The 25,711-nt window shown below is 39.0% G+C and carries 23 protein-coding genes; 14 read left to right on the top strand and 9 right to left on the bottom strand.

The window, feature by feature from the left end:
- The first annotated feature begins 164 nt into the window (after positions 1 to 164).
- The 3 genes from nirK to AWW67_RS14200 are packed head-to-tail and all read left to right on the top strand — an operon-like array spanning position 165 to position 3,064.
- Positions 165 to 1,631: a copper-containing nitrite reductase gene (nirK, locus tag AWW67_RS14210; protein ID WP_053222042.1), complete on the top strand. Its 1,467-nt coding sequence runs from the start codon at positions 165 to 167 to the stop codon at positions 1,629 to 1,631.
- A gap of 12 nt (positions 1,632 to 1,643) precedes the next feature.
- Complete coding sequence (locus tag AWW67_RS14205; RefSeq protein ID WP_245620766.1) at positions 1,644 to 2,429, top strand: formylglycine-generating enzyme family protein; 786 nt, start codon at positions 1,644 to 1,646, stop codon at positions 2,427 to 2,429.
- A 44-nt stretch (positions 2,430 to 2,473) separates the two neighbouring features.
- Positions 2,474 to 3,064, top strand: coding sequence for an SCO family protein (locus AWW67_RS14200; protein ID WP_062302553.1), 591 nt, complete (start codon positions 2,474 to 2,476; stop codon positions 3,062 to 3,064).
- A gap of 21 nt (positions 3,065 to 3,085) precedes the next feature.
- Here the strand turns inward: AWW67_RS14200 and AWW67_RS14195 are convergent, their stop codons facing one another.
- Positions 3,086 to 4,138: an AI-2E family transporter gene (locus AWW67_RS14195; protein WP_062302552.1), complete on the bottom strand. Its 1,053-nt coding sequence runs from the start codon at positions 4,136 to 4,138 to the stop codon at positions 3,086 to 3,088.
- A gap of 303 nt (positions 4,139 to 4,441) precedes the next feature.
- On the opposite strand from AWW67_RS14195, the gene typA reads away from it, so the two are divergent.
- From typA to AWW67_RS14165, 5 genes are all read left to right on the top strand, one after another.
- Positions 4,442 to 6,244: a translational GTPase TypA gene (typA, locus tag AWW67_RS14190; RefSeq protein ID WP_053222039.1), complete on the top strand. Its 1,803-nt coding sequence runs from the start codon at positions 4,442 to 4,444 to the stop codon at positions 6,242 to 6,244.
- A gap of 205 nt (positions 6,245 to 6,449) precedes the next feature.
- Positions 6,450 to 7,544, top strand: coding sequence for a 6-phosphofructokinase (locus AWW67_RS14180; protein WP_062302551.1), 1,095 nt, complete (start codon positions 6,450 to 6,452; stop codon positions 7,542 to 7,544).
- A gap of 117 nt (positions 7,545 to 7,661) precedes the next feature.
- On the top strand, positions 7,662 to 8,939 hold the full coding sequence (locus tag AWW67_RS14175) for a serine hydrolase domain-containing protein (RefSeq protein WP_062302549.1): 1,278 nt from the start codon (positions 7,662 to 7,664) through the stop codon (positions 8,937 to 8,939).
- Positions 8,940 to 9,039: 100 nt separating this feature from the next.
- Positions 9,040 to 9,651: a glutathione-regulated potassium-efflux system oxidoreductase KefF gene (gene kefF, locus AWW67_RS14170; RefSeq protein WP_062302548.1), complete on the top strand. Its 612-nt coding sequence runs from the start codon at positions 9,040 to 9,042 to the stop codon at positions 9,649 to 9,651.
- Complete coding sequence (locus AWW67_RS14165) at positions 9,641 to 11,539, top strand: monovalent cation:proton antiporter-2 (CPA2) family protein (RefSeq protein WP_062302546.1); 1,899 nt, start codon at positions 9,641 to 9,643, stop codon at positions 11,537 to 11,539. The genes kefF and AWW67_RS14165 overlap by 11 nt, the downstream gene beginning before the upstream one ends.
- A gap of 115 nt (positions 11,540 to 11,654) precedes the next feature.
- Here the strand turns inward: AWW67_RS14165 and mdh are convergent, their stop codons facing one another.
- The 3 genes from mdh to tilS form a co-directional block, all read right to left on the bottom strand.
- Entirely contained in the window at positions 11,655 to 12,584 is a 930-nt protein-coding gene (mdh, locus tag AWW67_RS14160) for a malate dehydrogenase (protein ID WP_053222033.1), read from the bottom strand.
- A 69-nt stretch (positions 12,585 to 12,653) separates the two neighbouring features.
- Complete coding sequence (locus tag AWW67_RS14155) at positions 12,654 to 13,202, bottom strand: Crp/Fnr family transcriptional regulator (protein ID WP_053222032.1); 549 nt, start codon at positions 13,200 to 13,202, stop codon at positions 12,654 to 12,656.
- Between the two features lie 3 nt (positions 13,203 to 13,205).
- Positions 13,206 to 14,522, bottom strand: a complete 1,317-nt coding sequence (gene tilS, locus AWW67_RS14150) for a tRNA lysidine(34) synthetase TilS (protein ID WP_062302545.1) — start codon at positions 14,520 to 14,522, stop codon at positions 13,206 to 13,208.
- Between the two features lie 44 nt (positions 14,523 to 14,566).
- Between tilS and AWW67_RS14145 the strand changes: the two genes are divergently transcribed.
- The 6 genes from AWW67_RS14145 (at position 14,567) to recN (ending at position 21,149) form a co-directional block, all read left to right on the top strand.
- A complete protein-coding gene (locus AWW67_RS14145) occupies positions 14,567 to 16,096 on the top strand; it encodes an OstA-like protein (protein WP_062302544.1) in 1,530 nt (509 codons plus the stop codon).
- Positions 16,097 to 16,203: 107 nt separating this feature from the next.
- Positions 16,204 to 17,034: an outer membrane protein assembly factor BamD gene (locus tag AWW67_RS14140; RefSeq protein WP_071387146.1), complete on the top strand. Its 831-nt coding sequence runs from the start codon at positions 16,204 to 16,206 to the stop codon at positions 17,032 to 17,034.
- Between the two features lie 2 nt (positions 17,035 to 17,036).
- Positions 17,037 to 17,360 (top strand): DNA-directed RNA polymerase subunit omega, encoded by a 324-nt coding sequence (locus AWW67_RS14135; protein ID WP_053222029.1) that lies wholly within the window; start codon positions 17,037 to 17,039, stop codon positions 17,358 to 17,360.
- Between the two features lie 7 nt (positions 17,361 to 17,367).
- Entirely contained in the window at positions 17,368 to 18,573 is a 1,206-nt protein-coding gene (gene coaBC, locus AWW67_RS14130) for a bifunctional phosphopantothenoylcysteine decarboxylase/phosphopantothenate--cysteine ligase CoaBC (RefSeq protein WP_062302620.1), read from the top strand.
- Positions 18,545 to 19,462: a type IX secretion system protein PorD gene (porD, locus tag AWW67_RS14125; protein WP_082794060.1), complete on the top strand. Its 918-nt coding sequence runs from the start codon at positions 18,545 to 18,547 to the stop codon at positions 19,460 to 19,462. The genes coaBC and porD overlap by 29 nt, the downstream gene beginning before the upstream one ends.
- A gap of 37 nt (positions 19,463 to 19,499) precedes the next feature.
- The gene (gene recN, locus AWW67_RS14120) at positions 19,500 to 21,149 is read left to right on the top strand and encodes a DNA repair protein RecN (protein WP_062302541.1); all 1,650 of its coding nucleotides are present in this window, start codon (positions 19,500 to 19,502) and stop codon (positions 21,147 to 21,149) included.
- Positions 21,150 to 21,225: 76 nt separating this feature from the next.
- Here recN and AWW67_RS14115 read toward each other — a convergent pair whose 3' ends face one another.
- The 5 genes from AWW67_RS14115 to AWW67_RS14095 all read right to left on the bottom strand — a co-directional run bounded on the left by AWW67_RS14115 (position 21,226) and on the right by AWW67_RS14095 (position 25,710).
- Positions 21,226 to 22,647, bottom strand: a complete 1,422-nt coding sequence (locus tag AWW67_RS14115; RefSeq protein WP_062302540.1) for an alanine/glycine:cation symporter family protein — start codon at positions 22,645 to 22,647, stop codon at positions 21,226 to 21,228.
- 199 nt (positions 22,648 to 22,846) lie between these two features.
- Entirely contained in the window at positions 22,847 to 23,821 is a 975-nt protein-coding gene (locus tag AWW67_RS14110) for a hypothetical protein (protein WP_062302538.1), read from the bottom strand.
- Positions 23,822 to 23,823: 2 nt separating this feature from the next.
- Entirely contained in the window at positions 23,824 to 24,213 is a 390-nt protein-coding gene (locus AWW67_RS14105; protein ID WP_062302537.1) for an ExbD/TolR family protein, read from the bottom strand.
- Positions 24,213 to 24,893 (bottom strand): MotA/TolQ/ExbB proton channel family protein, encoded by a 681-nt coding sequence (locus tag AWW67_RS14100; RefSeq protein ID WP_053222023.1) that lies wholly within the window; start codon positions 24,891 to 24,893, stop codon positions 24,213 to 24,215. The genes AWW67_RS14105 and AWW67_RS14100 overlap by 1 nt, the downstream gene beginning before the upstream one ends.
- A gap of 1 nt (position 24,894) precedes the next feature.
- Entirely contained in the window at positions 24,895 to 25,710 is an 816-nt protein-coding gene (locus tag AWW67_RS14095; RefSeq protein WP_062302535.1) for an SPOR domain-containing protein, read from the bottom strand.
- Between the last annotated feature and the right edge of the window lies 1 nt (position 25,711).

Raw genomic sequence — 25,711 nt, 5'->3', positions numbered from 1 at the left:
GCCTCATCAAAACAACACATACATAACCATTAATCAGTTGATTACACCGATAATACATAGTTTAAATCATGCTAAAACATGACCTAGATCATATAGTCCAGCATGTTTATAATTTACTTTTATATAGACAAATAAGTCGATTCCACACAGCTAAATTCAGCACTATGAAAAACACTGCCAACCACTCATTTTGGGACATTAAAAAAGCCATGGTTTTGGCGCTTTTTATAGCCATTCTACCTTCCTGTTCGAATGACAAGCCCACGATTAGAAACCCAAAAGACATGCCTATAACAGGCCAAGTCATTGCAGACCTAACTTCTCCACCAAACGTTCCAGTTCCCATTGGCGATAGAAAAGCCAAAAAGGTGATTGTAAACATGGAAATCCTTGAACAAGAAGGAACCATGACCGATGGAGTAAAGTACATCTATTGGACTTTCGGGGGTTCAGTACCAGGAAGTTTCATCAGAACTCGTGTAGGTGACGAAGTAGAATTTACATTATCAAATCACCCAGACAACAAGTTACCTCACAATATTGATTTACATGCTGTAACTGGTCCTGGAGGAGGAGCTGAATCATCATTTGTTGCTCCAGGTCATGAAAAAACATTCTCTTTTAAAACCTTAAACCCAGGGCTTTATGTATACCACTGTGCTACTGCCCCGGTGGGAATGCACATTGCTAACGGAATGTACGGCTTAATCTTAGTAGAGCCAGAAGGTGGTTTACCTCCGGTTGACAAAGAATATTATGTAATGCAAGGCGACTTCTATACAAAAGGCGCCAACGGTGAGCGTGGTTTGCAGGCCTTCGATATGCAAAAGGCTGTAAATGAAGATGCTGATTATGTAGTTTTCAACGGTCAAGTTAATGGACTTACTGGCGATAATGCCTTGACTGCAAATGTTGGTGAAACCATTAGACTCTTTGTTGGAAATGGAGGCCCTAACCTTGTATCTTCTTTCCACGTGATTGGTGAAATTTTCGATAAAGTATCAGTTGAAGGTGGTTCTATGGTCAACAAGAACGTACAGACTACGCTAATTCCTGCAGGTGGGGCTGCTATGGTTGAATTCAAAGTAGATGTACCGGGAACTCTCGTATTGGTTGATCACTCTATCTTCAGAGCTTTTAATAAAGGAGCTTTGGGTATGTTAAAAGTTTCAGGCGAAGAAGATGAACAAGTTTACTCTGGAACGCAAATGGAAGGCATTTACCTACCAGAAGGTAGCGGTATCCAAACAATGCCATCTACAGCTACCGCCAAAGAAGAGGCACCTCAAGAGTTATCGCTTGCAGAAAAATTGAATTTGGGTAAAACGGTCTACCAACAAACCTGTTTTGCTTGTCACCAACCAGAAGGTCAAGGTATTCCAACCATCTTCCCTCCTTTGGCAAAGGCTGACTATTTAAACGCAGACGTAAACAGAGCAATAGACATTGTACTGCATGGCAAATCTGGTGAGATTACTGTTAACGGCACGAAATACAACAGTGTAATGACCAAGCAAACACTAACCGACAATGAAATAGCCAGTGTATTGACCTATGTTTATAACAACTGGGGCAATAACAAGTCAGAGGTTACTGGTGCAATGGTGAAAAGCAGAAGAAATATTAAGTAAAAACTGATCGAAATGAATTCCTTTTACGGAAAGATAGTGACCACTTGGCTCTGCCTAATTATACCGCTAACTACATTGGCGCAACAAAAGAATATGGTATTGGTTAAAGGGGGTGAATTCATCCCCTTATATGGGGTCGATTCTGCTACCGTAAAAGTCAATTCATTTTTCATGGATGTTTACCCTGTTACAAATGCGGAATACCAACAGTTTGTAATTGACCATCCTAAATGGAGAAAAAGTAAAGTCCTTAAGTTGTATGCAGATGCCAGCTATTTAGCCAACTGGGAAAATGATACAACATTCAGTAAAGACTTTCTCCCCGATGCTCCTATTACAAGTGTTTCTTGGTTTGCCGCCAAATCCTATTGTGAATACCAAGGAAAAAGGCTTCCAACTGTAGACGAATGGGAATATGCGGCAATGGCCGATGCTGTTTCGCCTGATGCCCGAAAGAAAGAGGACTACAATAAGTATATTTTAAGTTGGTATGAAACTTCCAACACCATCAAAAACCCTATTGGCTCCACATTCAAAAATTATTGGGGAATCTACGATTTACACGGTGCTGCTTGGGAATGGACTTTAGATTTTAATTCTGTACTCATTTCAGGTGAATCCAGAAAAGATGTGGATAAAGACAGCGACCTGTTTTGCGGTAGCGCGGCAGTTGGTGCTTCAGACCTAATGAATTACGCGGCCTTTATGCGTTATGCTTTTAGAGGCAGCATTAAGGCGCAGTACTCAATTAAAAACCTTGGGTTTAGATGTATTCAAGATGTGAATACTAATCAATAAGCCATTTAAAAATTGGTAAAACTCACAGCAAACAAACCCTCAAGATGAAAAATCTCTCCGTATTTATCATAATCATCACCCTCCTGTTCTCTTCATGCGGAAACAAGAAGAAACAAGAAGTAGCAGAAACTAATAAAGAGCTTTCTGAACTCTCTATCTACAACCTGCCTTCGGTTTGGACGTCTCAGAACAATAAAGAAACTGAACTAAAAGACTTAAGAGGAGACGTTTTGGTAATGGTAATGATTTATACTTCATGTCAGGTAGCCTGTCCACGCCTAGTAGCAGACATGAGGGATATAGAATCAAAACTACCTAATGAAAAAAAGCAAAACGTCAAATTCGTACTAGTCAGTATAGACCCAGAAACCGACACACCTGAAAGGCTGAAAGAGTTCGCTATTGAAAACGAAATGGATTCAGACCAATGGCTTTTCTTAAGAGGTTCAGAAAGTGACACTCGTGAGTTTGCTGCTGTATTGGCCGTGAACTATAAGAAAATTTCTCCAATGGATTTTTCTCACTCTAACATCATCAGTGTTTTCAATCAAGAAGGTGAATTGGTTCACCAAAAAGAAGGACTAGGTGTTAATAATGGAGAAACTATACAGGCCATTATAGACTTAGCAAAATAAGCGGCCATCAATCATAAAGAATCATTCGGTATTAGTGATTTTTTCACCCGACAACTCAGCCAGTGGCTTCAAAGGTTCTATTTCCTTAATAACAATACGCGCCATGGCGGCCAAAGGCAAGAACAAAATCATTCCTGCTAAACCCCAAATGTAATTCCCGATTACTAAGGCCATAAGCGAAGCCAATGGGTTTAACTTCATGCTTCCTCCAACAATTTTAGGTGTCAGGAAATTACCCTCTAAACTCTGAATAAGGATTATACAACCTATAAGACCTAAAGCGATATAGTGATTATCGTAAGTAATATAGGCGTAAATTACTGGTAGTGAGGCGCCAAGCGTAGTACCGATATAAGGAATGATAGCCAGAGTAGCCGCTACAAAAGCAAACACAAGTGAATATTTGAGCCCAAAGGCATAAAAAGCAATTGTATATAGAGTAGTTAGAATTACGATCAATAACCCAAGCCCCGACATATATTGCTGCCCTGTTTTGGTCAGCCTCAAAAGCAATTCGGTATGCTCTTTAGCATTGGCTTTATTCCCTAAATGGGTTACTATATCGGCTATACCTTTTCGGTACAATAAAATAAGAAATGTAAATACAAGAGCTAAAGTACCATTACTTACTACCCAACCGGTAGCCTTAAAAGTTCCTCCGATTAACGGCATGCCCAAATTACCCAGCATATTCTTCATACTTTCAGAAACTTCCTCCTTATCTACCGACATCATTCCATCTGGAACTTTATCATTGAAGAACTCAGCAATTTTGCCAGATGCATTCTCAATGTTCACATCAGAATCCATTGATTTAGCCACACCTACAATTTGTGAAACCATAAAGTAGCCAGCAAAAAAAATAATGATACTACCTGTAACCAAAGGGGTGAAAATAGACCAAAAGGAGTTGAACCCCTTTGATTCTAACCACTGTACGGGCTTTAGATAAAAAGACACGCCAATAAAGGCAAAAGCTAATGGAATAAACAAAAAGCCACCTTGCTTTAAAACTAGTACACCAAGTACAATGATAATAAGGGCATATGCTGTTTTTGAGAGAGAGAGTTTCATGAGTAATATATTTCTAAAATCTTGCCATGATCAAAAGCTGTAAAAAACACTCTAGAACCTACTTTTGTTAAAGTAACATAGCGTAATTTCTCCACACATGGGTATTTTTATCAACCTAAAACAAAGTTATTTGTATAACCTCTAACAACACCCAAGTAACCTTTATTTCAACAAGATAGACCTTTTTACTTGCTCTGTGAACATATAATGATCAGTTCGGTTGCTTGCTAATATTCATTTAATAAAGAAATCACAATTATTAAATCGGAATCCTTACCTTTGCGCCTTCAATTTTAAGCTGTCATGCAAAGCATAAGAAACATCGCGATTATCGCACACGTTGACCACGGTAAAACAACCTTGGTAGATAAAATCATCCACGCTTCTCAGATTTTCAGAGAGAATCAAGAAACAGGTGACTTAATACTGGATAACAACGACTTAGAGCGTGAAAGAGGAATTACCATTCTTTCTAAAAACGTATCAGTTGTTTATAAAGGAGTTAAGATTAATATTATTGACACTCCTGGTCACGCAGATTTTGGCGGTGAGGTAGAGCGTGTTTTAAGAATGGCCGATGGTGTTCTTTTGCTTGTTGATGCTTTTGAAGGTGCAATGCCTCAAACACGATTTGTATTGGGTAAAGCACTTGAGCTTGGCCTTACACCAATCGTAGTAGTAAATAAAGTTGATAAAGAAAACTGTAGACCTGACGAGGTTCATGAGCAAGTTTTTGACTTAATGTTCAATCTTGACGCTACAGAAGAACAATTAGATTTTCATACCATTTATGGTTCTTCTAAACAAGGATGGATGAGTACCGATTGGCAAAAACCAACTGATAACATTTTCCCTCTTTTAGATAAAATATTGGAAGTAATTCCAGAAGCACCTTCTCCTGATGGCATTCCTCAGTTTCAAGTTACTTCTCTCGACTACTCTTCTTTTGTAGGTAGAATTGCAATTGGTAGAGTGTACCAAGGTAAATTGGAAGAAGGAAAAGCAATGGGCTTAACCAAAGCTGACGGCTCTGTTAAAAGAGTTAGAATTAAAGAATTACAGGTTTTTGAAGGCTTAGGCCGCGCTAAAGTAACCGAAGTAAAAGCAGGTGATCTTTGTGCTATTGTGGGCTTAGAAGGTTTTGAAATTGGTGATACCCTTACCGATTTTGATAATCCACAGCCATTAAAAAGGCTAAAAATTGATGAGCCAACAATGAACATGTTGTTTACCATCAACAACTCTCCTGGCTTTGGTAGTGAAGGTAAATTTGTAACCTCAAGACACTTAAGAGAAAGACTATACAAAGAAATCGAAAAGAACCTTGCTCTTAAAATTCAGGATACTGATTCTGAAGATAAGTTCTTGGTTTTTGGCCGTGGTATCCTTCACCTTTCTGTTTTGATCGAAACCATGCGTAGAGAAGGTTACGAGCTTATGGTAGGTCAGCCACAAGTTATTTACAAAGAAATTGATGGTAAGAAATGCGAACCAATCGAAACATTGGTCGTTGATGTGCCAGATAACGTTGCAGGTAAAGTAATTGAATTGGCTACCCAAAGAAAAGGTGAGCTTAAAATTATGGAGCCGAAAGGCGACCAACAACATTTAGAGTTCGAAATTCCTTCAAGAGGATTAATTGGTTTAAGAAACAACGTACTTACCGCCACTGCTGGTGAGGCCGTTATGAACCACAGGTTTAAAGAGTATCAGCCAATGAAAGGTGAAATTAAAGGCCGTGCAAATGGCTCTCTAATTTCAATGGAAAACGGACCAGGTACTGCCTACTCTATTGATAAACTTCAAGACAGAGGTGTATTCTTCGTTGCTCCTGGAGAAGAACTTTACACAGGTCAAGTTATTGGCGAACATAGCCGTGAAAATGACTTGGTGGTAAACATTCAAAAAGGAAAAAAACTGACCAACATGCGTGCGTCAGGCTCTGACGACAACTCTAAAATTGTTCCTCCGCGCAGATTCTCTTTAGAAGAAGCCATGGAATACATCCAAAAGGATGAATACTTAGAAATCACTCCTCAATCAATAAGAATGAGAAAAATATGGTTAGACGAGAGCACTCGTTTAAGAATGGCCAAAAAGGACTAATTCCTTTTTAACCACTAAAATTCAAAACTCCTGAAATCAAATTCAGGAGTTTTTTTGTTTATAACTTTAGCACTCAAATAAGCATAAGGAAACCCTCCAAAAGTTAAGCTTAAACAAACATCTAAATCGAGATGAATTTGCATAGCTTTATAATAACAACTTTTGGAGGGTTCTCTCATCTTGAAATGATTCATAAAGAAATAGCATGAAAAAGATACTAGTACTTACTGGAGGTGGCGACTGCCCTGGCTTAAATGCCGTAATCAGAGCTATTGTGAAAAGAGCCGATCATGAAGGCGATGTAGAAGTATATGGTAGTATCGAAGCTTATAATGGTGTACTTCGTGCTCCGCAAGAAATTATTAGGCTTACCAATAAAACCGTTGCGGGTATTCATGTAAAAGGCGGTACCATTCTGGGTACTACTACTAAATCAGACCCTTTCAACTTCACCATTACTAAAGAAAATGGAGAAGTTGAAACCATAGATCGTTCAGACGAAATGGTGCACATGATAAAAGAAATGGATTTTGATTGTGTAATCAGTATTGGCGGAGACGGTTCTCAGCGTATCAGTAAAGCCTTGTTCGATAAAGGGATGCCCGTAGTGGGTGTTCCGAAAACCATAGACAACGACCTTTCTGCCACCGATTACACTTTCGGGTTTCAAACCGCAGTGCAAGAAGCGACAGACGCTGTAGACAAACTGGTTTCAACCGCTGAAAGTCATCACCGAGTAATTATTCTTGAAGTGATGGGACGCTCTGCAGGTTGGATTGCACTCCATTCAGCCATAGCTGGTGGAGCTGAAATCTGCCTAATTCCAGAAATTCCTTATGATATTGAAGCCGTAAAAGAAAGAATTGAATCGCGATACAATAACGGTAGAGGGTTTGTAAACATTGTAATAGCAGAAGGAGCAAAACCAAAAGACGGGAGTATTACGGCCAGAAAAAGCGATGAAGCAGGCTACCAAAACTTACGTTTGGGAGGTGTAGCTTATCAGCTTACCCAACAACTGAAAAATGTCGGCTGTAAGGCAGATATCCGTGAAATGGTGCTTGGCCATTTACAAAGGGGTGGCAGTCCAAATGCCTTCGATAGAGTTTTAGCAACCCAATATGGGGTAAAGGCCATGGAATTGGCTTTAACGGGTGATTTCGGAAAAATGGTCACCTTCAAAAACAATGAGATCAGTTCAGTATCATTAGAAGCCGCTACCGAAGCCTACAATAATGTAGATCCACTCTCCTATTTGGTGCATGCTGCCAAAGGCATCGGTATTTCATTTGGTGACTAGCAAACATTACATTTTTTGAGTATTACTAGAGGTTGACGGCTTTACCTTTCTTATAAACTTATAAGTGGTAAAAATCTTTTGGTCTATTGTGCTTATCTTCTCATCAAAATCGACCTAATGAAAAAGCTAGCCTTACTCCTCTTACTCTGTGTTTCAATTTATTCATGCAATGAAAACACAGCGCTTAAAACCAATTTAAAACCTGAAAGTGTTAGTGTTTCTGCTGATAAATTATCAGAAATAGATAATCTCATCATGAAAGCCATTGATGAAAAAAGGCTTCCGGGGGGAACATTCTTATTGGCCAAAAATGGTCAAATAGTTTACAATAAAAGCTTTGGTTACAGAACTTCTAAAAAAGAAAAAGCTTACCAGAACGATGATATTTACCGAATTGCTTCCATGACCAAAGCCATTACTTCAGTTGGTATTATGCAGCTGTATGAACAAGGAAAAATTGACTTGGATGATCCCGTTTATAAATATATCCCATCATTTAAAGACCAAGTAGTACTTGATACGTTCGAGCCTTCCGACTCAAGTTTTACAACAGTACCTGTAGAAAAACCTGTGACCATCCGCAACCTCCTAACCCACACTTCGGGCATTGTTTACGGAAGTTTTAACCCTGGAAAGTTGATGGCGGTTTACGAGAAATATAATATGAACGTAGGTTTTTCTCACCCTACTTGGAGTACAGAAGAGTGGATTGACAAACTGGCCAAAGTACCCTTAGCTCATCAGCCAGGTGCAAAATTTTCTTATGGACTCAGCATGGATGTTTTGGGCAGAGTGATTGAAGTGGTTTCAAATCAGGCTTTAGACGAATACTTCAAGCAACACATTTTCGATAAGGCTGGAATGACAGACACTTATTTCTATTTACCCAAAGAAAAGTTCGATCGTTTAGTGCCTGTTTACACCAAAGCGCAAGGCCAACTCATTACTTTAGATGAAATGGGAATGGCTGCTCAAGCCAGTTATCCAATGGAAGGCCCTAGAAATATTTTTGCAGGAGGCGGTGGCCTTACGTCTACCGCTATGGATTACGCCAAATTCATTAATACGTTGGCATTAGGCGGTGGCGATATTTTAGGCGCAGAAGCCTTGAAAGAAATGTCGAGCGACCAAATGCCGAATGTAATTACAGACTATAAAGAGAATAACTCAGGCCAATCCTTCGGGTTGGGTTTCACTGTCTATTTAGATAGCGAAAACAAAAAAAGCCCCAAATCAGCTGGCACTTACGAATGGAGTGGATACTTCAACACCAAGTTCTTTATTGATCCTAAAGAAGAAATGGTGTTCGTAGGTATGACTCAAATTGTACCTTTTAATGACAATGCCTTTTGGAACGATATGTACAAACTAATTTATGAAGCCATAGAAGAGTAAAAGAACTTCTGCTCAATCAGCTGAATTCAAAATCAAAGTGAAATACAACATTGAAGGAACTATTTATAGCGTCAAATTCTTTGTCACCTAAATCATAAGAATGAAAAACGTATTGGTCTTATTTGCTCATCCTAAATTCGAACATTCAAAAACGAATAAGGCTCTTGTGGATAAAATACAGAATCGTGAGGGTATCACCTTTCATGATCTTTATGAGCGATACCCAGATTTCAATATTGATTTACCTAAGGAGAAAGAGCTTCTGAATACGCACGATGTGATTATATGGCACCACCCATTTTACTGGTACAATTGCCCTCCGCTTATGAAACAGTGGATAGATGTTGTATTAGAATTTAATTGGGCTTATGGTCCGAAGGGAAATGCACTTCAAGATAAGAAATGCTTAAATGTAATTACCACGGGCGGTACTCGAGAAGTATATTGTTCGAGCGGAAACAACCATTATTCTGTGAATGAGTTTTTGAGACCTTTTGAACAAACCGCACGCCTGTGTGGCATGGAATACCTGCCTCCATTTACAGTGATGGGCACACATAATCTATCGAAAGAAGATCTAGAGATTCATGTTAATCAATACGATCAGCTCATTAGTGCACTGCAAGAAGACAAAGCATTTAAAATCACCAAGGATTGTGATTTTTTAAATGATACACCTTTACTCAAAAAAATAAAGACGAATGAGCGGTAGTATTCTCTTTAATGCAATTGTTCTTTTGGCGGGTGCGGTCATTTGTGTACCTATTGCTAAAAGGCTTGGATTAAGTTCTGTACTTGGCTATCTGTTAGCAGGCATCCTTATTGGGCCTTACGTTTTGGGCTTTATTGGCAACGAAGGTGAAGACATAATGCATTTTGCAGAATTTGGCGTTGTAATGATGCTCTTTTTGATTGGCCTAGAAATAGAGCCCAAAAATTTTTGGCAGATGCGGAAAACCATTGTAGGCATGGGAGGTGCTCAAGTTATATTGACGATGCTTCTCTCCTACTTTATCTTGATTTTACTTGGCTTAAACTGGCAAGTGGCACTTACCATCTCCATGGCCATAGCTTTGTCTTCTACAGCCATAGCGCTTCAAACACTAAAAGAAAAGGGCTTAATGGACACTACTTATGGTGTTTCCTCCTTTTCTATTTTGCTCTTTCAAGATATTATTGTCATCGTTATGTTGGCGGTTATTCCTCTACTCGCCAAAACTGACGACATTCCTCCTGCTGCAACGTCAGTTACAACTGAAGCTCACAGATCGTTACTCGACAGTTTACCCATTGGTTTGCAAGCACTTGCTGTTTTCTCTTCAGTTATTCTAGTGGTAATTCTAGGGCGTTATGTAATAGTGCCAATGCTCAGATTAGTAGCTAAAGCAAGAGTAAGAGAGCTACTTACAGCATCCTCTCTATTTATTGTTGTGAGTATTTCTTTCCTAATGGAATTAGTTGGACTAAGCCCAGCTTTAGGCGCCTTCTTAGCCGGTGTGGTCTTGGCTACCAGTGAGTTCAAACATGAATTGGAAAGCACTCTAGAGCCCTTTAAAGGATTATTACTAGGTTTATTTTTCATGGCAGTTGGTGCGTCCATTAACTTTGTAGTTTTAAGCACTTACCCACTTACTATTACAGGTCTGCTTCTTGGTACTATTCTCTTAAAAGCTATTGTCCTGTTTATTGTCGGCTCCATTTTTAATCTCAAACTTGACCAAAAATTATTACTCACTGTTGGCTTGGCGCAAGTTGGGGAATTCGCTTTTGTGCTGCTCTCCTTTGCCTTCGACTTAAATATTTTAAATACTGAACAGCTTGATATGATGCTGGTAGTTACCGCATTAAGTATGACCATAGCCCCAATTTTAGGCATTATAAACGAGCGATTGATTTTACCTAAGGTAGGTACTAAGGAAGCAGAAAAAAGACCTATTGATCATATTGCCAAGACCCATAAAGTGATTCTGGTTGGTTTTGGACATTTCGGAAGCACTGTTGGCCGTTTTCTAAGGGCTTCAGGAGTTGAAGCTACTATTCTAGATCATGACTCAAACCGGGTAGATTTATTGAGAAAAATGGGGTTTGAGGTTTATTATGGCGATGCCACTCGAATAGACCTGCTTGAATCGGCTGGAATTACAGAAGCTAAGATTTTAATTTGCTCAATTGATAACCCCGATGTTGCTATTCCTTTTGCTAAAACGTTAATTAAGAAATACCCACATTTGAAACTGATGTTTAGAGCGAAGAATCGTTACGATGCTTATGAACTTTTGGAGCTTGGAATTCAAAATGTATATCGCGAATCGCTTGATACTTCCGTGAAAATGGCTGCTGACGTATTGGCTAATATGGGGCATAGGAAATATACCGTACATCGTCAATCTCAAAAATTTATTCAGTACGATGAAGAAATGCTTAGAAAACTAACCGAAAAACCTAAGGACACAAAGGAATATATTTTCAAAGTGCGTGAGGAAATTAAAAAGCAAGAGGAACAATTAGAAGAAGATTTAAAGCGCGGTATTATTGATGATAGCCGCCAGTGGAATAGCGAAGAAATGCGACTGGCAGCCAAGAAAAACGGAGAGGCCTAGATTAAGAGAAACATTACTTTGGATTCAGCGCTATTTAAGTACATGAATATATGCCCACAAAAAAATCCCGACTCTTGTGAATCGGGATTTATATTTTATCAGAAATCGGTATGGGTTAAGCCAAGTTATCCAATACGTTCATTACTTCTTTTACGTGACCTTCTGAAACTTTCAATAGCTCCATCTCTTCAGCGTTCAAATCAAGCTCGATTACTTTTTCAATACCATTTTTACCCAAAATTACAGGCACACCTAAATAGCAATCTTTAATTCCGTATTCACCTTCTAACTTAACGCAAACTGGGAATACTCTTCTTTGATCTCTTGCAATCGCCTCAACCATTTGAGCAGCTGCCGAACCTGGCGCATACCAAGCTGAAGTACCCATAAGTTTTACCAATTCGCCACCACCAGTTTTAGTTCTTTCGATAATTGCGTCTAGCTCTTCCTTACCGATCAACTCAGTTACAGGAATACCACCAACAGTAGTGTAGCGCGGAAGTGGCACCATGGTGTCACCATGACCACCCATCAATACTGCTTGGATGTCTTTTGGCGATACGTTTAAGGCCTCAGCTAAAAACGCTCTGTATCTTGCGGTATCTAAAATACCAGCCATACCCATTACTCTAGTTCTTGGAAATTTAGAAGTAATGTGTGCTTGGTAAGTCATTACGTCCAAAGGATTTGAAACGATAATAATGATTGCGTTTGGAGAATGTTTTACAACATTTTCAGTTACACTTTTAACAATACCAGCGTTGGTTTGAATTAAATCATCTCTGGTCATACCCGGTTTTCTTGGTAAACCCGAAGTGATAACTACAACATCAGAATCTGCTGTTTTAGCATAATCGTTGGTAGAACCAACTGTTCTTGTGTCGTAAAGATTGATAGGAGCTTTCTGCCAAATATCTAGTGCTTTTCCTTCTGCAACACCTTCTTTAATGTCTAAAAGCACTACTTCGTTGGCAATTTCTCTATAGGCCAAAACGTCTGCGCAGGTTGCGCCTACATTTCCGGCACCGACTACTGTAACTTTCATAGGGTATACTGGATTTGATTTAAATTAATTAGATGAACAAAGATAACAAGCGAAACGTCTAAATAAAACTTAGAGGCTACGGTTTCTTTCTGAATTGTGATGATCGGAATAGGCCTGTTTTAATTCGAAAAATCCGAAGGACTCTTTGTAGGCCTTAAATAAGCTTTCCGTATAGTGATTGTAACGTTCCATCAAGCACTCTAATATTGAAGCTTTAATTTCTGGATAGGATTCAAAAATATCCATAATATTACCTTGAGGTAGAACAAAAATCTCTGCATCCTCGCTCACCACAATAGCACTGTAAAGTCTATGATTATCTAAAACAAAGGCATTATCGCCAAAACACTCCTTTTTCCCAGCTTGGTCTAACTCTTCAAAAGAACCATTGCGCTCTAAACTCAAAGAAACTACACCGTGGTTTACAATATATACTGCCTGACTCGGGTCTTTAGCGAAGAAAACCGCCTCGTTCTTTCTGTATTTTCTGGTGTATAAATAAGGCACAAAAACAAAAAGCTGATCATCCGTAAGTTTTCTAAAAGGCCCTACTCCTTTCAAAAAGTTGATTTGTTCCTTTTCGGACTGGCTGTATGTTTTCTTAAATGGATTATACATTATCTAATTTGGGCTAATGCTTAAAACTTCCTTTGTGTGTTCGGTGATTTTATATCGGTTGTCAATTCTGTAACCAATCACCCAAACAATATTTCCTTCAGAAGTTAATACTCTTATCTGGTCTTTTAAGTTTAGAGGAATTTTCTGGTCAATCATAAAGTCACTCAACTTTTTTTTGCCTTTCATACCTAAAGGAAAAAAGTGGTCACCCTCTTTCCAAGTCCTCACCTCTAAAGGAAAAATCAGTTTACTAAAGTCTAAAAAAGCTTTTGCTGAATTTCTATCCAATTTAATATTACCATTCAATCGTTCCACTTTATAAGTTTGACCTGAAAGGCTAAACTGCCTCTGCCCTTCTTCTATTAAGAAAGACTCCAATTTATTAGGTTGATTAAGGGTAATAAAAACATACGATCTATCCACGGTAAACTGATGCGATTTGGTGGTGAAAATCTTTCCAGAAATTCCTTCTAAAGCCAATAAAAGCTCTTTGCTTTGCTCGTAATTTAATCCAAAAGGTTTTAACAATTCAGAAAGCTGAAAAGCACCAATACCACTCTGTATAATTTGGTCTTTGGAAAATCGGTAACCACCCTCTGTTTTTTCGATATAAGGTTTTAAGGCATTAATTTTCTCTTGAAAAACCTTCTCAACTTCTAGGTTCTTTTCGAGCGTATTTTCAAAAGTAGAATAGAAACCTTTGTTGAGTTGAGTGAACAAAGGAATTACCTGATGACGCAAATAATTACGCTTGTAATTTTCCGAAGCATTCGAACTATCTTCTCGCCATTGAATATTTTCTTGCTTCGCGAAGTTTTCGATTTCGTCTCTTTCAAAGCCTAAAAGCGGACGAACTATATTTCCTGATTTCGGTAGCATTCCCCTCAAACCAGAAATAGATGTGCCTCTGGCTAGGTTCAGTAATATCGTTTCTAAATTATCTTGAGCGTGATGTGCCACCGCCAATTGATCCAAATTCTGCTCCTTCAAAAGTTCATTGAACCAAGCATACCGTAAATCACGAGCTGCCATTTGGGTAGAAATACCATGCTCTGACGAATATTCTTTAGTACCGAAGTGTTTTTCAAAATAGGGTATTTTAAGCCTAAAACAGGTGTCTTTCACAAATTGAGCGTCTGCATCAGACTCTTCTCCCCTCAAATTAAAATTGCAATGCGCAACCGAAATATTAAAACCAGCCTGATGACAAAGATTTAAAAGCACCATGGAATCCATGCCACCACTCACCGCCAACAACCACTTTTCTCCCTCCGAATTGAGGGCATGCTTTTTGATAAAACTCAAAAACCTATTCAACATGAATCAAAATTAGCATAAATCGATAATTTTGCACTTTCGAAAACATGATCAGACCCTTATTTTTATTTTTATTTCTAGTTACTACCACTTGGGTTTCAGCCCAAAAGAGGGTGCGAGTCGATACTGCTGTATACCTACATTATGGAACCCAGAATGGAGAGCCACTTCAGAGGCTGATTAGCTCAGTAAAATTGGTACAAGGCAGTACTGTAATTTATTGCGATTCGGCCTACTTATACTCAAGTACAAACAAAGCCATTGCCTATGGTCATGTAAGAATTATCGACACAGAAGACAATTTAGACCTTTCTGGAGATTACATGGAGTATTCAGGAAGTACGGGCATAGCTAAAATGCGAAAAAATGTAGTGCTAAAAGACGACAGCACAAATCTCTATACCAATTTTCTGGATTATGATAGAAACACACAAACAGGCTATTACTATAATGGTGGAAGATTGGTGGACAGTACAAACGTGTTGAAGAGTAAACGAGGTTACTATTATTCAGAAACCAAATCGGCACTTTTTCTAGATTCTGTTAACCTCACCAACCCAGACTTTACACTCGACACCGATTCGCTAGAGTATACCACAGTAGAAAAAGTATCTATTACCAAAGGGAAAACCCTAGCGGTTTCAGCGGATGGGGACTCGCTTTCAACCAAGGTTGGTTTTCTTTATAAATCCCTTGAAAAATACAGTGAAGTTTACTTTGGATGGATCAAAACAGCTGACTACCGCATTTACGGAGACAAACTTATTGCTGATGATAGCACCAAGTATTATCAAGGAGACATGAATGTGAAAATGGAATCCTTTGCCGATTCAATTACTGCTTTCGGTGATCACGTTCGGTACAACAAAATAGAAAGCACTGCTATTGTTTATGATAATGCCTATCTGCGTAAAATCATGAAAGGTGATAGCCTTTTTATTAAAGGTGACACCTTGAAGTCTGTACAAAATGAAGAGCTCGGAAAGAAATACCTCACCGCTTTTAATAATGTTCAACTGTATAAATCTGATTTTCAGGGTGCGGCCGATTCACTTTCATACAATATGATGGATTCGACTATTTATATGTATAGCTCGCCCCTAATCTGGAATGCTGATAGCCAAATTTCTGCCGATTCCATTAAAATTCAGTTGGCAAATAATCGAATCTCGAAAATGTTTTTGAACCAAAATTCTTTCGTGATTTCTCAAGACTCAGCCCAGAACTTTAATCAGGTAAAAGGAAGAGAAATGGTTGTCGACTTTAAAGAAGGCATAATTAGTAAAACAGATGTTTTCGGAAACGGAGAAAGCATATATTTTGCTTTCGATAAAAATGGCGCTGTAACCATGAATAAATTGAGCTGTTCAAACATGGTACTCTATTTCGATCAAAATGTAGTAACCGAATTAAGAACATATCGCGAAGTAGACGGTAGACTTATCCCCGAACCTCAGATAGTCCAGCCCGACCGAAGGCTTAGAGGCTTTAAATGGCTAATTGATCAAAAGCCCACCCTTGAGGGCATCACTGGAAATCAGAAACAGATAGAAAGGGAGGAAATTAAACAGCGTTAAAAAAGGTTAATCGCTCAATAGAAGCCAAAAAACTCGTTTTATTTGTTCCAGTAAGAGAGTTCAATAAGATTGGAATTATCGGACTTTACTAATAACTTTGCAGGCTTATGAAAAAAACGGTATTTCTAACCCTTTTAACAGTGATCATTTCACTATCAAGTTGTGCTAACAGTTTAGCCAAGCTTGAAAAAAGCGATGATTACGAAGAATTATACAAAGGGGCTATTGCTTTTTATGAACAAGGTAAATACAGCAAAGCGCAAATACTTTTCGAAAAAATATCTCCTTATTATCGTGGAAACATTGAGGCAGAGAAAGTTCAGTTCTACTGGGCCTACAGTTTATATTACCAAAGACTTTATCAGTTAGCATCTTTCCGTTTCAAAAATTTCTATCAAACTTACGGAAGAAGCCAATATGCAGAAGAATCGGAGTACATGGCTGCCTATTCACTTTATAAGGACGCCCCGGATGCGAACCTAGACCAAACAAGTTCTGAAGAAGCTGTAGTAGCAATGCAGAACTTTTTGAACAGATGGCCGGCCTCTCGATACTATGATGATGCTAACAGAATTATTGACGAACTACAAGTAAGGTTCGAAACCAAGGCTTATTTGAAGGCCAAACTTTACCACAAACTCACTACCGGATTATCATACAGAAACTATTTAGAGGCCGCTATCGTTACGATTGAAGCTTTTAAAAATGACTATCCAGATTCAAAGTATAATGAAGAGTTGCTTTATCTAGCCGTTGAAACAGAGTTTAAACTGGCGGACAACAGTATTCAGTCTAAGAAAAAAGAGCGATTCAATAAAACCGTTGCTTTCTATAAAGAATTTTCAGAGAAATACCCTGATAGCAAGTATATGGACAAAGTATCTGACTGGTATAACCAGTCGTTAGAAGAATTAAAAGAACTTAATAAAACGCAATAATTATGGCCGCAAGCGCATCAATCATCACTAGAGACACAGATAAAATCGGTGAATCAACTGGTAACATTTACAAATCAATTGCTGTAATCTCTAAAAGAGCAAAGCAGATTGCTACTGATATGAAAGAAGAGCTAAACGGAAAACTTTCAGAGTTCGCTTCTACAGTAGATAATCTTGAGGAGATTTTCGAAAACAGAGAGCAAATCGAAATCTCTAAATTCTATGAAAGAATGCCAAAGCCAACTGCCTTGGCTATAGAAGAATTCACCAATGATGAAATCTATTGGAGAATGAATGAGGCTGAAAAAGCTACAGAATCAAAATAAAACCCCAATGTTATTAAAGGGTAAGAAAATTATTCTGGGAGTATCCGGAAGTATAGCAGCTTACAAGGCTGCTATTTTCGTTAGGTTACTAGTGAAAGAAGAGGCGGAAGTTAAAGTTATAATGACAAAAGCAGCCACTGATTTTATTACACCCCTTACCCTTGCTACCCTTTCCAAAAACCCTGTTTTGATTGATTTTCAAAAAGACAAAACAGGCGAATGGAATAATCATGTTGATTTAGGACTTTGGGCAGACGCCATGATTATGGCACCTGCCAGCGCTAACACTATTGGCAAAATGGCCAATGGACTTTGTGACAACCTGCTTTTGGCAACTTACCTGTCGGCAAGATGCCCAGTGTTTTTCGCTCCGGCCATGGACTTAGACATGTACCAACACCCATCGGTATTGGCCAACATTCAAAAGCTAATTTCTTTCGGGAATCATTTGATTGAAGCTGAACATGGTGAATTGGCCAGTGGGCTTATTGGGCAAGGCCGAATGGCTGAACCAGAAAATCTAGTCACTTTTCTTTCAGATTTCTTCTCAAAAAAATCTGCACTGAAAGGTAAAAAAATAATGATTACCGCAGGCCCAACTTACGAGGCTATCGATCCTGTGCGTTTCATTGGTAACCATTCTACTGGTAAAATGGGCTATGCCTTGGCGGAAGAAGCTGCCAATCAAGGTGCTGAAGTAACTCTAATTTCAGGACCAACACATTTGACGATTGAACATGCGAATGTTAAACTTATTCGAGTGAAATCGGGCAATCAGATGTATGAAGCATGTTCCATTGCTAATGAAACTTCCGACATAAATATAATGGCTGCTGCCGTAGCTGATTACACGCCAAAAACTGTAGCCGATCAAAAGATTAAGAAAAAAGGCAGTGAAATGACTGTGGAATTAGTGAAGACCACGGATATAGCTAAATCACTGGGGGCTATTAAAAGGGAAAACCAGCTGAATATCGGCTTTGCACTCGAAACAGAAGCAGAAATAGAACACGCTCAACAAAAAATAAAAAGTAAAAATTTCGACCTCATTGTACTTAACTCTCTTAACGACAAAGGAGCAGGGTTTGGGCACGATACGAATAAGGTTACCATCATTGACAATCAAAATAATATTCAGCATTTTGAGTTAAAGTCAAAAAGGGAAGTTGCCAAAGACATCATCAATGCTATCGTTCAAAAACTGGAAGCTTAGTTTTTTCGGCCTATTTATAGCCACCCTCCCACTCCAAATGGTCGCTCAAGAGCTAGACTTTACGGTGAGTGTTAATGCATCGAATGTACAAACTACCGAAAGGGCTATTTTTTCTGAAATGGAAACAGCAATGCAGCGTTTCTTCAATGATAGAGTTTGGACAAACGATAACTTTCAGGCCAACGAAAAGATTAAAGGCAACCTAATTCTCAATATTCAAGATCAGCCTTCCATAGGTCAGTTTAAGGCCAATGCTCAAATTCAGATTATTCGACCAGTTTATGGCGCTTCTTATGAAACCCTACTATTGAATTTTGCCGACCGAGATTGGGAATTTCAATTTACTCAAGGTCAGAACATGGATTTTAGTGAAAATAGATTCCTCAATAACATTACTTCCCTTCTGGGTTTTTACGCATACATCGCCATAGGCTTAGATTACGATTCTTTCAGTCCTTTAGGCGGCACACCTTATTATAGAGCTGCCTTAAATGTAGTGAACAATGCACAGACTAGTGGAGGCATAGGTTGGGGACAATTTCAAAGCAGAAGAAATCGCTACTGGTTAGTTGAAAACCTAGCCATTAACAGTCAATATGAGGCTGTCAGAAAAGGGCTTTACGATTACCACATTAATGGTTTGGATAAATTCAAAGATGATCCGAAGGCGAGTAGAGAAACAATCAGTCAGGTGATTAAAAACATCCAAGCCGTAAATGAGATACTTCCCAACGCAATTTTGATTACTGCATTTCTAGATGCCAAAAATGATGAAATCACCAGTGTTTTTTCAGAAGGACAAACCAACATCAGAAAAGAGGTTTACAATGAGTTATTGAAACTCGATCCCACACGCAGAAACAAATACCAGAAAATCGTGCAAAACTAGTATTGTCACAAGCCCATCTAATTGATACATTTGTGATATGCTTCAACGCCTGAGTATAGAAAATTACGCACTGATTCAGCAGCTGGAAATCAATCCAGATGCGCAATTGAATATCATTACGGGTGAAACCGGTGCAGGAAAATCTATTATTCTAGGAGCTTTAGGTTTACTTCTTGGCAATCGTGCCGATAGCAAATCACTACTCGATCAAGAGAAGAAATGCGTAATCGAAGGTGTTTTCGATATTTCTGCTTACCAGCTCACTGCTCTTTTCGAAGAAAACGACATGGACTATGATGTTGAGTGTATTATTCGAAGAGAAATAAGTCCAAACGGAAAATCTAGAGCATTTATTAATGATGGAGTCACCAACCTTGACTTTCTGAAACTGCTCGGAAAACGGTTAATGGACATTCATTCTCAGCATGATAATTTGTTATTAGGTTCAAATGGCTATCAGCTAAGTTTGGTTGACGCTTTTGCTCAGAATAATGCTCTTTTACAAAAATACAGCAAAGCCTTTTCTGACTATCGCGAAAAGTATGAGATTCTGGAACAGCTCAAATCAGAGTCTGCCGAATTAAGGAAAGAAGCCGACTATCATCAGTTTTTATTTGATGAATTAGATAAAGCTCAACTTCAAGCAGACGAGCAAGAAATCTTAGAGGCTGAACTCAATAAACTTGAAAACGCTGAAGAAATTAAGCTCAAGCTGAATGAGGCTTTGAGTGCTTTAGACCAGTCAGAGTTTAATGCTAACCAAATGCTACAAGGGGCTAAAACAGCTTTAAGTCAAATCAATAAGTTCGCGAAAGAATACGATAGTCTTTTTGAACGATTGAACAGCAGCTGGATTGAACTAAAAGATATTATTGCCGAGCTAGAAACAGAGGAAGAGCAAGTTGAGTACGAGCCACAAAGAGCAGAAGAAGTACAAGAAAGATTGAGTCTGATTTATAAACTCCAACAAAAACATCAAGTATCGGATATTGCTTCCCTCCTTTCCATTTATGAAGAACTTGGAAATAAAGTGCTGAAAGTTGGTAATTTAGACGATGCTATTGAGGCAGCAGAAAAACAAATGAATCAAGCATTTGAGTTGGTTGAAACTTCTGGCGAAGCCTTAAGCCAATCGAGAACCAAAGTATTCACTGCTTTTGAAAATCAAATTGGTGCATTGCTCGATGACCTTGGAATGCCACACGCCAAACTGGCTATTCAGCATGAAAAACAGGCACCTTCAGAATCAGGCGTTGACAAAATCAATTTATTGTTTTCGGCCAACAAAGGAATTGCGCCACAGCCGCTAAAGCAAGTGGCCTCTGGTGGTGAATTTTCAAGACTGATGTTTGCTGTGAAATACATTTTGGCAGACAAAACCGCTCTACCTACAATTGTATTCGATGAAATTGACGCTGGTATTTCTGGAGAAATCTCCATTCAAATGGCAGAAATGATGAATAAGATGGCGCAAAACCATCAGGTGATTACCATTACGCATTTGCCGCAAATTGCCGCCCGAGGAAAATCGCATTACTATGTGTATAAGGACAATGCGCAAGATGTGACGGCAAGTAACATCAGGAAGCTAAATCATGAGGAACGCTTATCTGAATTGGCGCAGATGATTGGTGGTAAGCAATTCTCTGAAAGTTCGTTAGAGAGCGCGAGAGAGCTTATGAAGTAAGCCTTTCTTTATCACTTAAAACAAAAAAGTCGGTCTGGAAACCAAACCGACTTTCTCATATCTCTATCTCATATTTTTAATTCTTCTTAAACTCTCCTGCTTTGTGGCGGGCAAAGTAAGACTTTGTAGCCTGCATTACTTTAGGCGCCAATATTAATGCCGACACCATGGTTGGAATCGCCATCAAAGCGAAACTTCCATCAATCAAGTTCACTACAAACCCCAAAGAAGCTACGGCTCCAAGAATAATTGTACCGATGTATACATAATTATAAAGCTCTCCTTTTTTGGCTCCGAATAAGTAGGAAACACTCTTCACTCCATAATAAGAATAAGAAAGCAAGCTAGACACAGCGAATACCAAAATACAAAGTCCTAACAAATAACCACCAACGCCTGGAATAGCAGCGTTAAAAGCCTTCAATGTTAATGTTACACCAAGCAAGCCAGTATCAGCGGCACCAATAAACTCATGATGAACGCCAGTGCCTAAAATCACCAATGCAGTAAGTGTACAGACTAAAAGAGTATCAATTGCTGGGCCGAGCATAGCCACAAGCCCTTCACGTACTGGCTCTTCTGTTTTGGTATCGCCATGTACCATTGGCGCAGTTCCAATACCTGCTTCGTTAGAAAAAGCAGCTCTTTTTGCCCCTACAATAATTACAGCACCAATTCCACCACCTAAAATAGCACTACCCGAAAATGCTTCTTCGAAAATAGAAGCGAAAATATCGGGAATACCCCCTATGTTCTGAAGTAGAATATAAATTACCAAACCAAAATAAAGCACTACCATAGAAGGCACCAACTTAGCAGCTACACTACTAATTCTTTTAATTCCGCCAAAAATAACCATGGATACCAAAGCCATTAAAATAAGCCCAGTAATAAATGAGGCAATTCCAACAGGTGCTCCAAATAGACTAAATGTTGCTTCGGTATTGTAACCAACGGTAGGCCCTAAAACAGCATTCATTGCTGCAGTAAGCTGATTTGCTTGAAAAATAGGTAAAGCGCCAATCAGTGTAAAAACACAAAAGAATACGGCCATTGGTTTCCATTTCTTACCTAAACCTTCGGTAATCACATACATAGGCCCTCCTCTTACTTCTCCTTCACTATCTTTTCCTCGGTACATCACCGAAAGTGTACAAGTGAAAAACTTGGTAGCCATGCCTACAAATGCAGAAACCCACATCCAAAAAATAGCACCTGGACCACCCATGGTAATAGCCACTGCCACACCACTGATATTGCCCATACCTACTGTGGCGGCCAAAGCAGTAGAAAGAGCTTCATAATGCGTTATTTGCCCTTCCTCTTCATGAGTATCATATTTCCCCCTTAAAACATTGATGGCATGGCCAAGGTATTTAAATGGTAAAAATCGAGAATAGAGCATAAATATTAAGCCTCCACCCATTACCAATATTAAGAGGGGAACTCCCCAAATCCAGCCACTAAAACTAGATACAGCGTCTTCTATATAACCCAAGTCAGTAATTTTTTAGTTAAGCTACTATATTAGTTCAATCCACGTAACCGTACAAGAAGTATAGTGATTTTGTAGACTAACGGTAGATTGGCCGACATACATGGCCATAAACAATGAAGAGGAAATAATAATTATTCCCTCTTCATGAATTTAATTTTATAATCGTCTTATTTAGGCAGAGGCCAAAAACGCATTTACATTAACTCGTTTTGATAACAAAAGTAATTTCACCTCTAGAGATATTCGCAGCCATTTTTGAAGGATCTGTTTGAATAAAGGCCAGCTTCTCCACTTGCTTTTTATAGAACTCGATAATGGTGTTATCGCTAATGGTAGTACCCGGGATTTTGGTGACGTTAATCACCGTTCCTCGGTCATCCACTTCTATTCTAAACTTAATCACTCCTTCTATTTGCGAATCGTCTTTTTCTGCAGGTGGTCTCTCCCATTTCCAGCCATCAAGGCTCAAGCTAACGCCTAAATCGGCACCGCCAGGCTTGGTACCATTGGCAGTTGTCTTCCCTTTAGGGTCGCCCATATTGCCTCTTTTGTCGACTTCCTTACCTTGATTGTTCGAAGCGGCTTCCTTGCTGTCAGATTCGGCTTTCTTACCGCCCCCCATAATAGCACGCTGGTCTACTACTGGTTTTGGTTTAGGCTTTACCTCTTCTTTCTTTTCCTCAACAGGTTTGGTTACTTCTTTTTTAACCTCAACTGGAGGCTTCTCTTCCTCCTTCTTCTCAACAACCTCTTCTAGTTTCTTTTCTTCCGCTTTAACTTCGCTCTCCTTTTCTTGAACCACTTCGGCCTTCACTTCTTCCTTCGGCTTAGGAGTTTCTTTGGCTACTTCCTTGACCACCTCTTGCTTGGGTGGTACCACTTCTTGAACTTCCTGCTCAACAGGAGTTTCCTCTACAGGATCCTCTTCTGATTCTTGCTCAGATTCAGGTGGAGTGTCGTTTTCAGTTTCTTCAATTTCGGCTTCATTTTCTCTTTCGATATCGCCAGAACCTACCTCTTCGAAACCAAAATTCAATTCAATACCATATTCTGGAATTGGCGGATCGGGTTGACGCCAAGCGACTAGAAATAAAAGAAAAGTCAGTATTGTTCCATGTACGATTACCGACATGATCATACTGAACTTCTTATCTTTTTTTTCTTGATCTGACATTCTTACTCTGGTTTTGTAACGATTGTCACTTTTTGCTTTAATAGCGCTGCTATGCCCGCCACTTTCATAAAGTATTCGGCATCTACAGTTTTATCTACATGTAAAGTAACCGAGCCGTCTGGCCCGCTTATTACATTACGCAATTCTTGTTCCAAGTTTGAAAGTATAACTTCCTTATCATTCACATAATAGCGTAGATTTTCAGTAATAGTAACGCTATTTTTCTGCATTACTATATTTGAAGCCGCTGAGGAAGGTAAGTTTACTGGCAAGCCAGAAGGAGTAATAAAAGAAGCCGTCAACATGAAGAAGATCAACAACAAGAACACAATGTCTGTCATTGATGACATACTGAAGTTGGCGTCTACCTTAAGTTTCGATTTTATATCCATTATTGAGGCTCTTGAAGTAAATCAATAAAGTCTACCGAAGTGTACTCCATGTAATGAATGGCCTTTTGAACCCTAGAAACTAGGTAATTATATCCAAGGTAGGCTATAATTCCCACCACCAAACCTAAGGCGGTTGTAATCATAGCTTCATAAATACCAGTAGATAAAAGCTTAGGGCTCACCGAACCTTCTTCTTGTGCAATGGCAATAAAGGCTTGAATCATACCCGTTACCGTACCTAAGAAACCGACCATTGGTGCAGCTCCCGCTATAGTAGCAAGCATTGACAGGTTTTTTTCAAGCTTATACACTTCAATTTTACCAACATTTTCGATAGAAGCCTCAATGGTTTTTAGTGGGCTTCCGATTCTATGAATTCCCTTTTCTATCATTTTGGCAATTGGTGATTCGGTTTGAGAACAAAGGAGTTTCGCTCCATTGATATCGCCAGCTAAAACCAAGTTTTTGATCTTGTCCATAAACTCAAAAGGAGTTTTAGACGCTCTGTTGATATTCCTATATCGTTCAAAAAATATATAAATCGCGGTGACCCATAGTGCCAGTAAGGGAACCAGCCAAATTCCACCTTTTAACAATAAATCGAACCAAAATAAGGCTCCTCCATCGCCACCTGAAACGTTCAATGAATCAGATGCTGCGAGTTCTTGAATAAATGTCATTTTAATATTTAAGTGCCCAGACTTCTTTTCCGTATTTTTCTCTGTAAGACGCTAAAGCGGCTTCTGCTTCTTTTATCGAACTCACATTCGGAATCAAGATTCCTACCCTATGGAAACTTACATCGCCAATAGGTTTCATAATGTAAGCGGTGATTCCTGAAGCAACCAATTCGTTTCCTTTATCTTCTGCCAAGTCGCCATCGAAGAAACTACCGACTACGGCAAAATAACGTCCTTCAAGTGCAGAAATTGTAATTAATTCAGCTTTTGGCGCCTCAACTTTTACTGGTTCTGGCTCAGGCTGTGGTTCTACTTTAGGTTGCTCCGTTTTAGGTTTTTCTACAGGAGCTGGCTTAGCTTCTTCTTTATTATAGAAACCAAAATAGTAAATGGCAGCAGCCACAATCAATAATACTATGAGGACTATCCAAAAACCACCACCCTTTTTTTCTTCCTCTTTCTTTTCTTCCATAACTACCTTTTTTTCAGGAGCCGGAGCTTGAGTTTCTTCTTCTACGATAACCGGAGCTACTACTACTGGAACTGGCTCTTCTTTTTCCTCTTCTACCAACGGCTCTTCCGCGGTAACTTCTTCCTCTTTAGGAGTATCAATCGGAGTTTCGTTTTCTTCAATAAGATCTAATTCTTCAGTACCATCGTCAATGGTGTTCAAATCATCAATATCATCTAAACCAAAGTCATCGTCAGACACCTTTGGTTCTTCTTTTTTAGGAGCTCTTTTTTTACCTGCGTTAGCTGATGCTCGGCCTCCTTTTTTATTGTTGTCTGAAGAACTGTTCTTCTTTTTAGCAGCCATA

The organism is Roseivirga seohaensis (assembly GCF_001592945.1).
GTDB classification, from domain to species: domain Bacteria; phylum Bacteroidota; class Bacteroidia; order Cytophagales; family Cyclobacteriaceae; genus Roseivirga; species Roseivirga seohaensis.
Note: the sequence above shows the minus strand (reverse complement) of the source record. Positions and strands in the feature narration are given on the sequence as shown.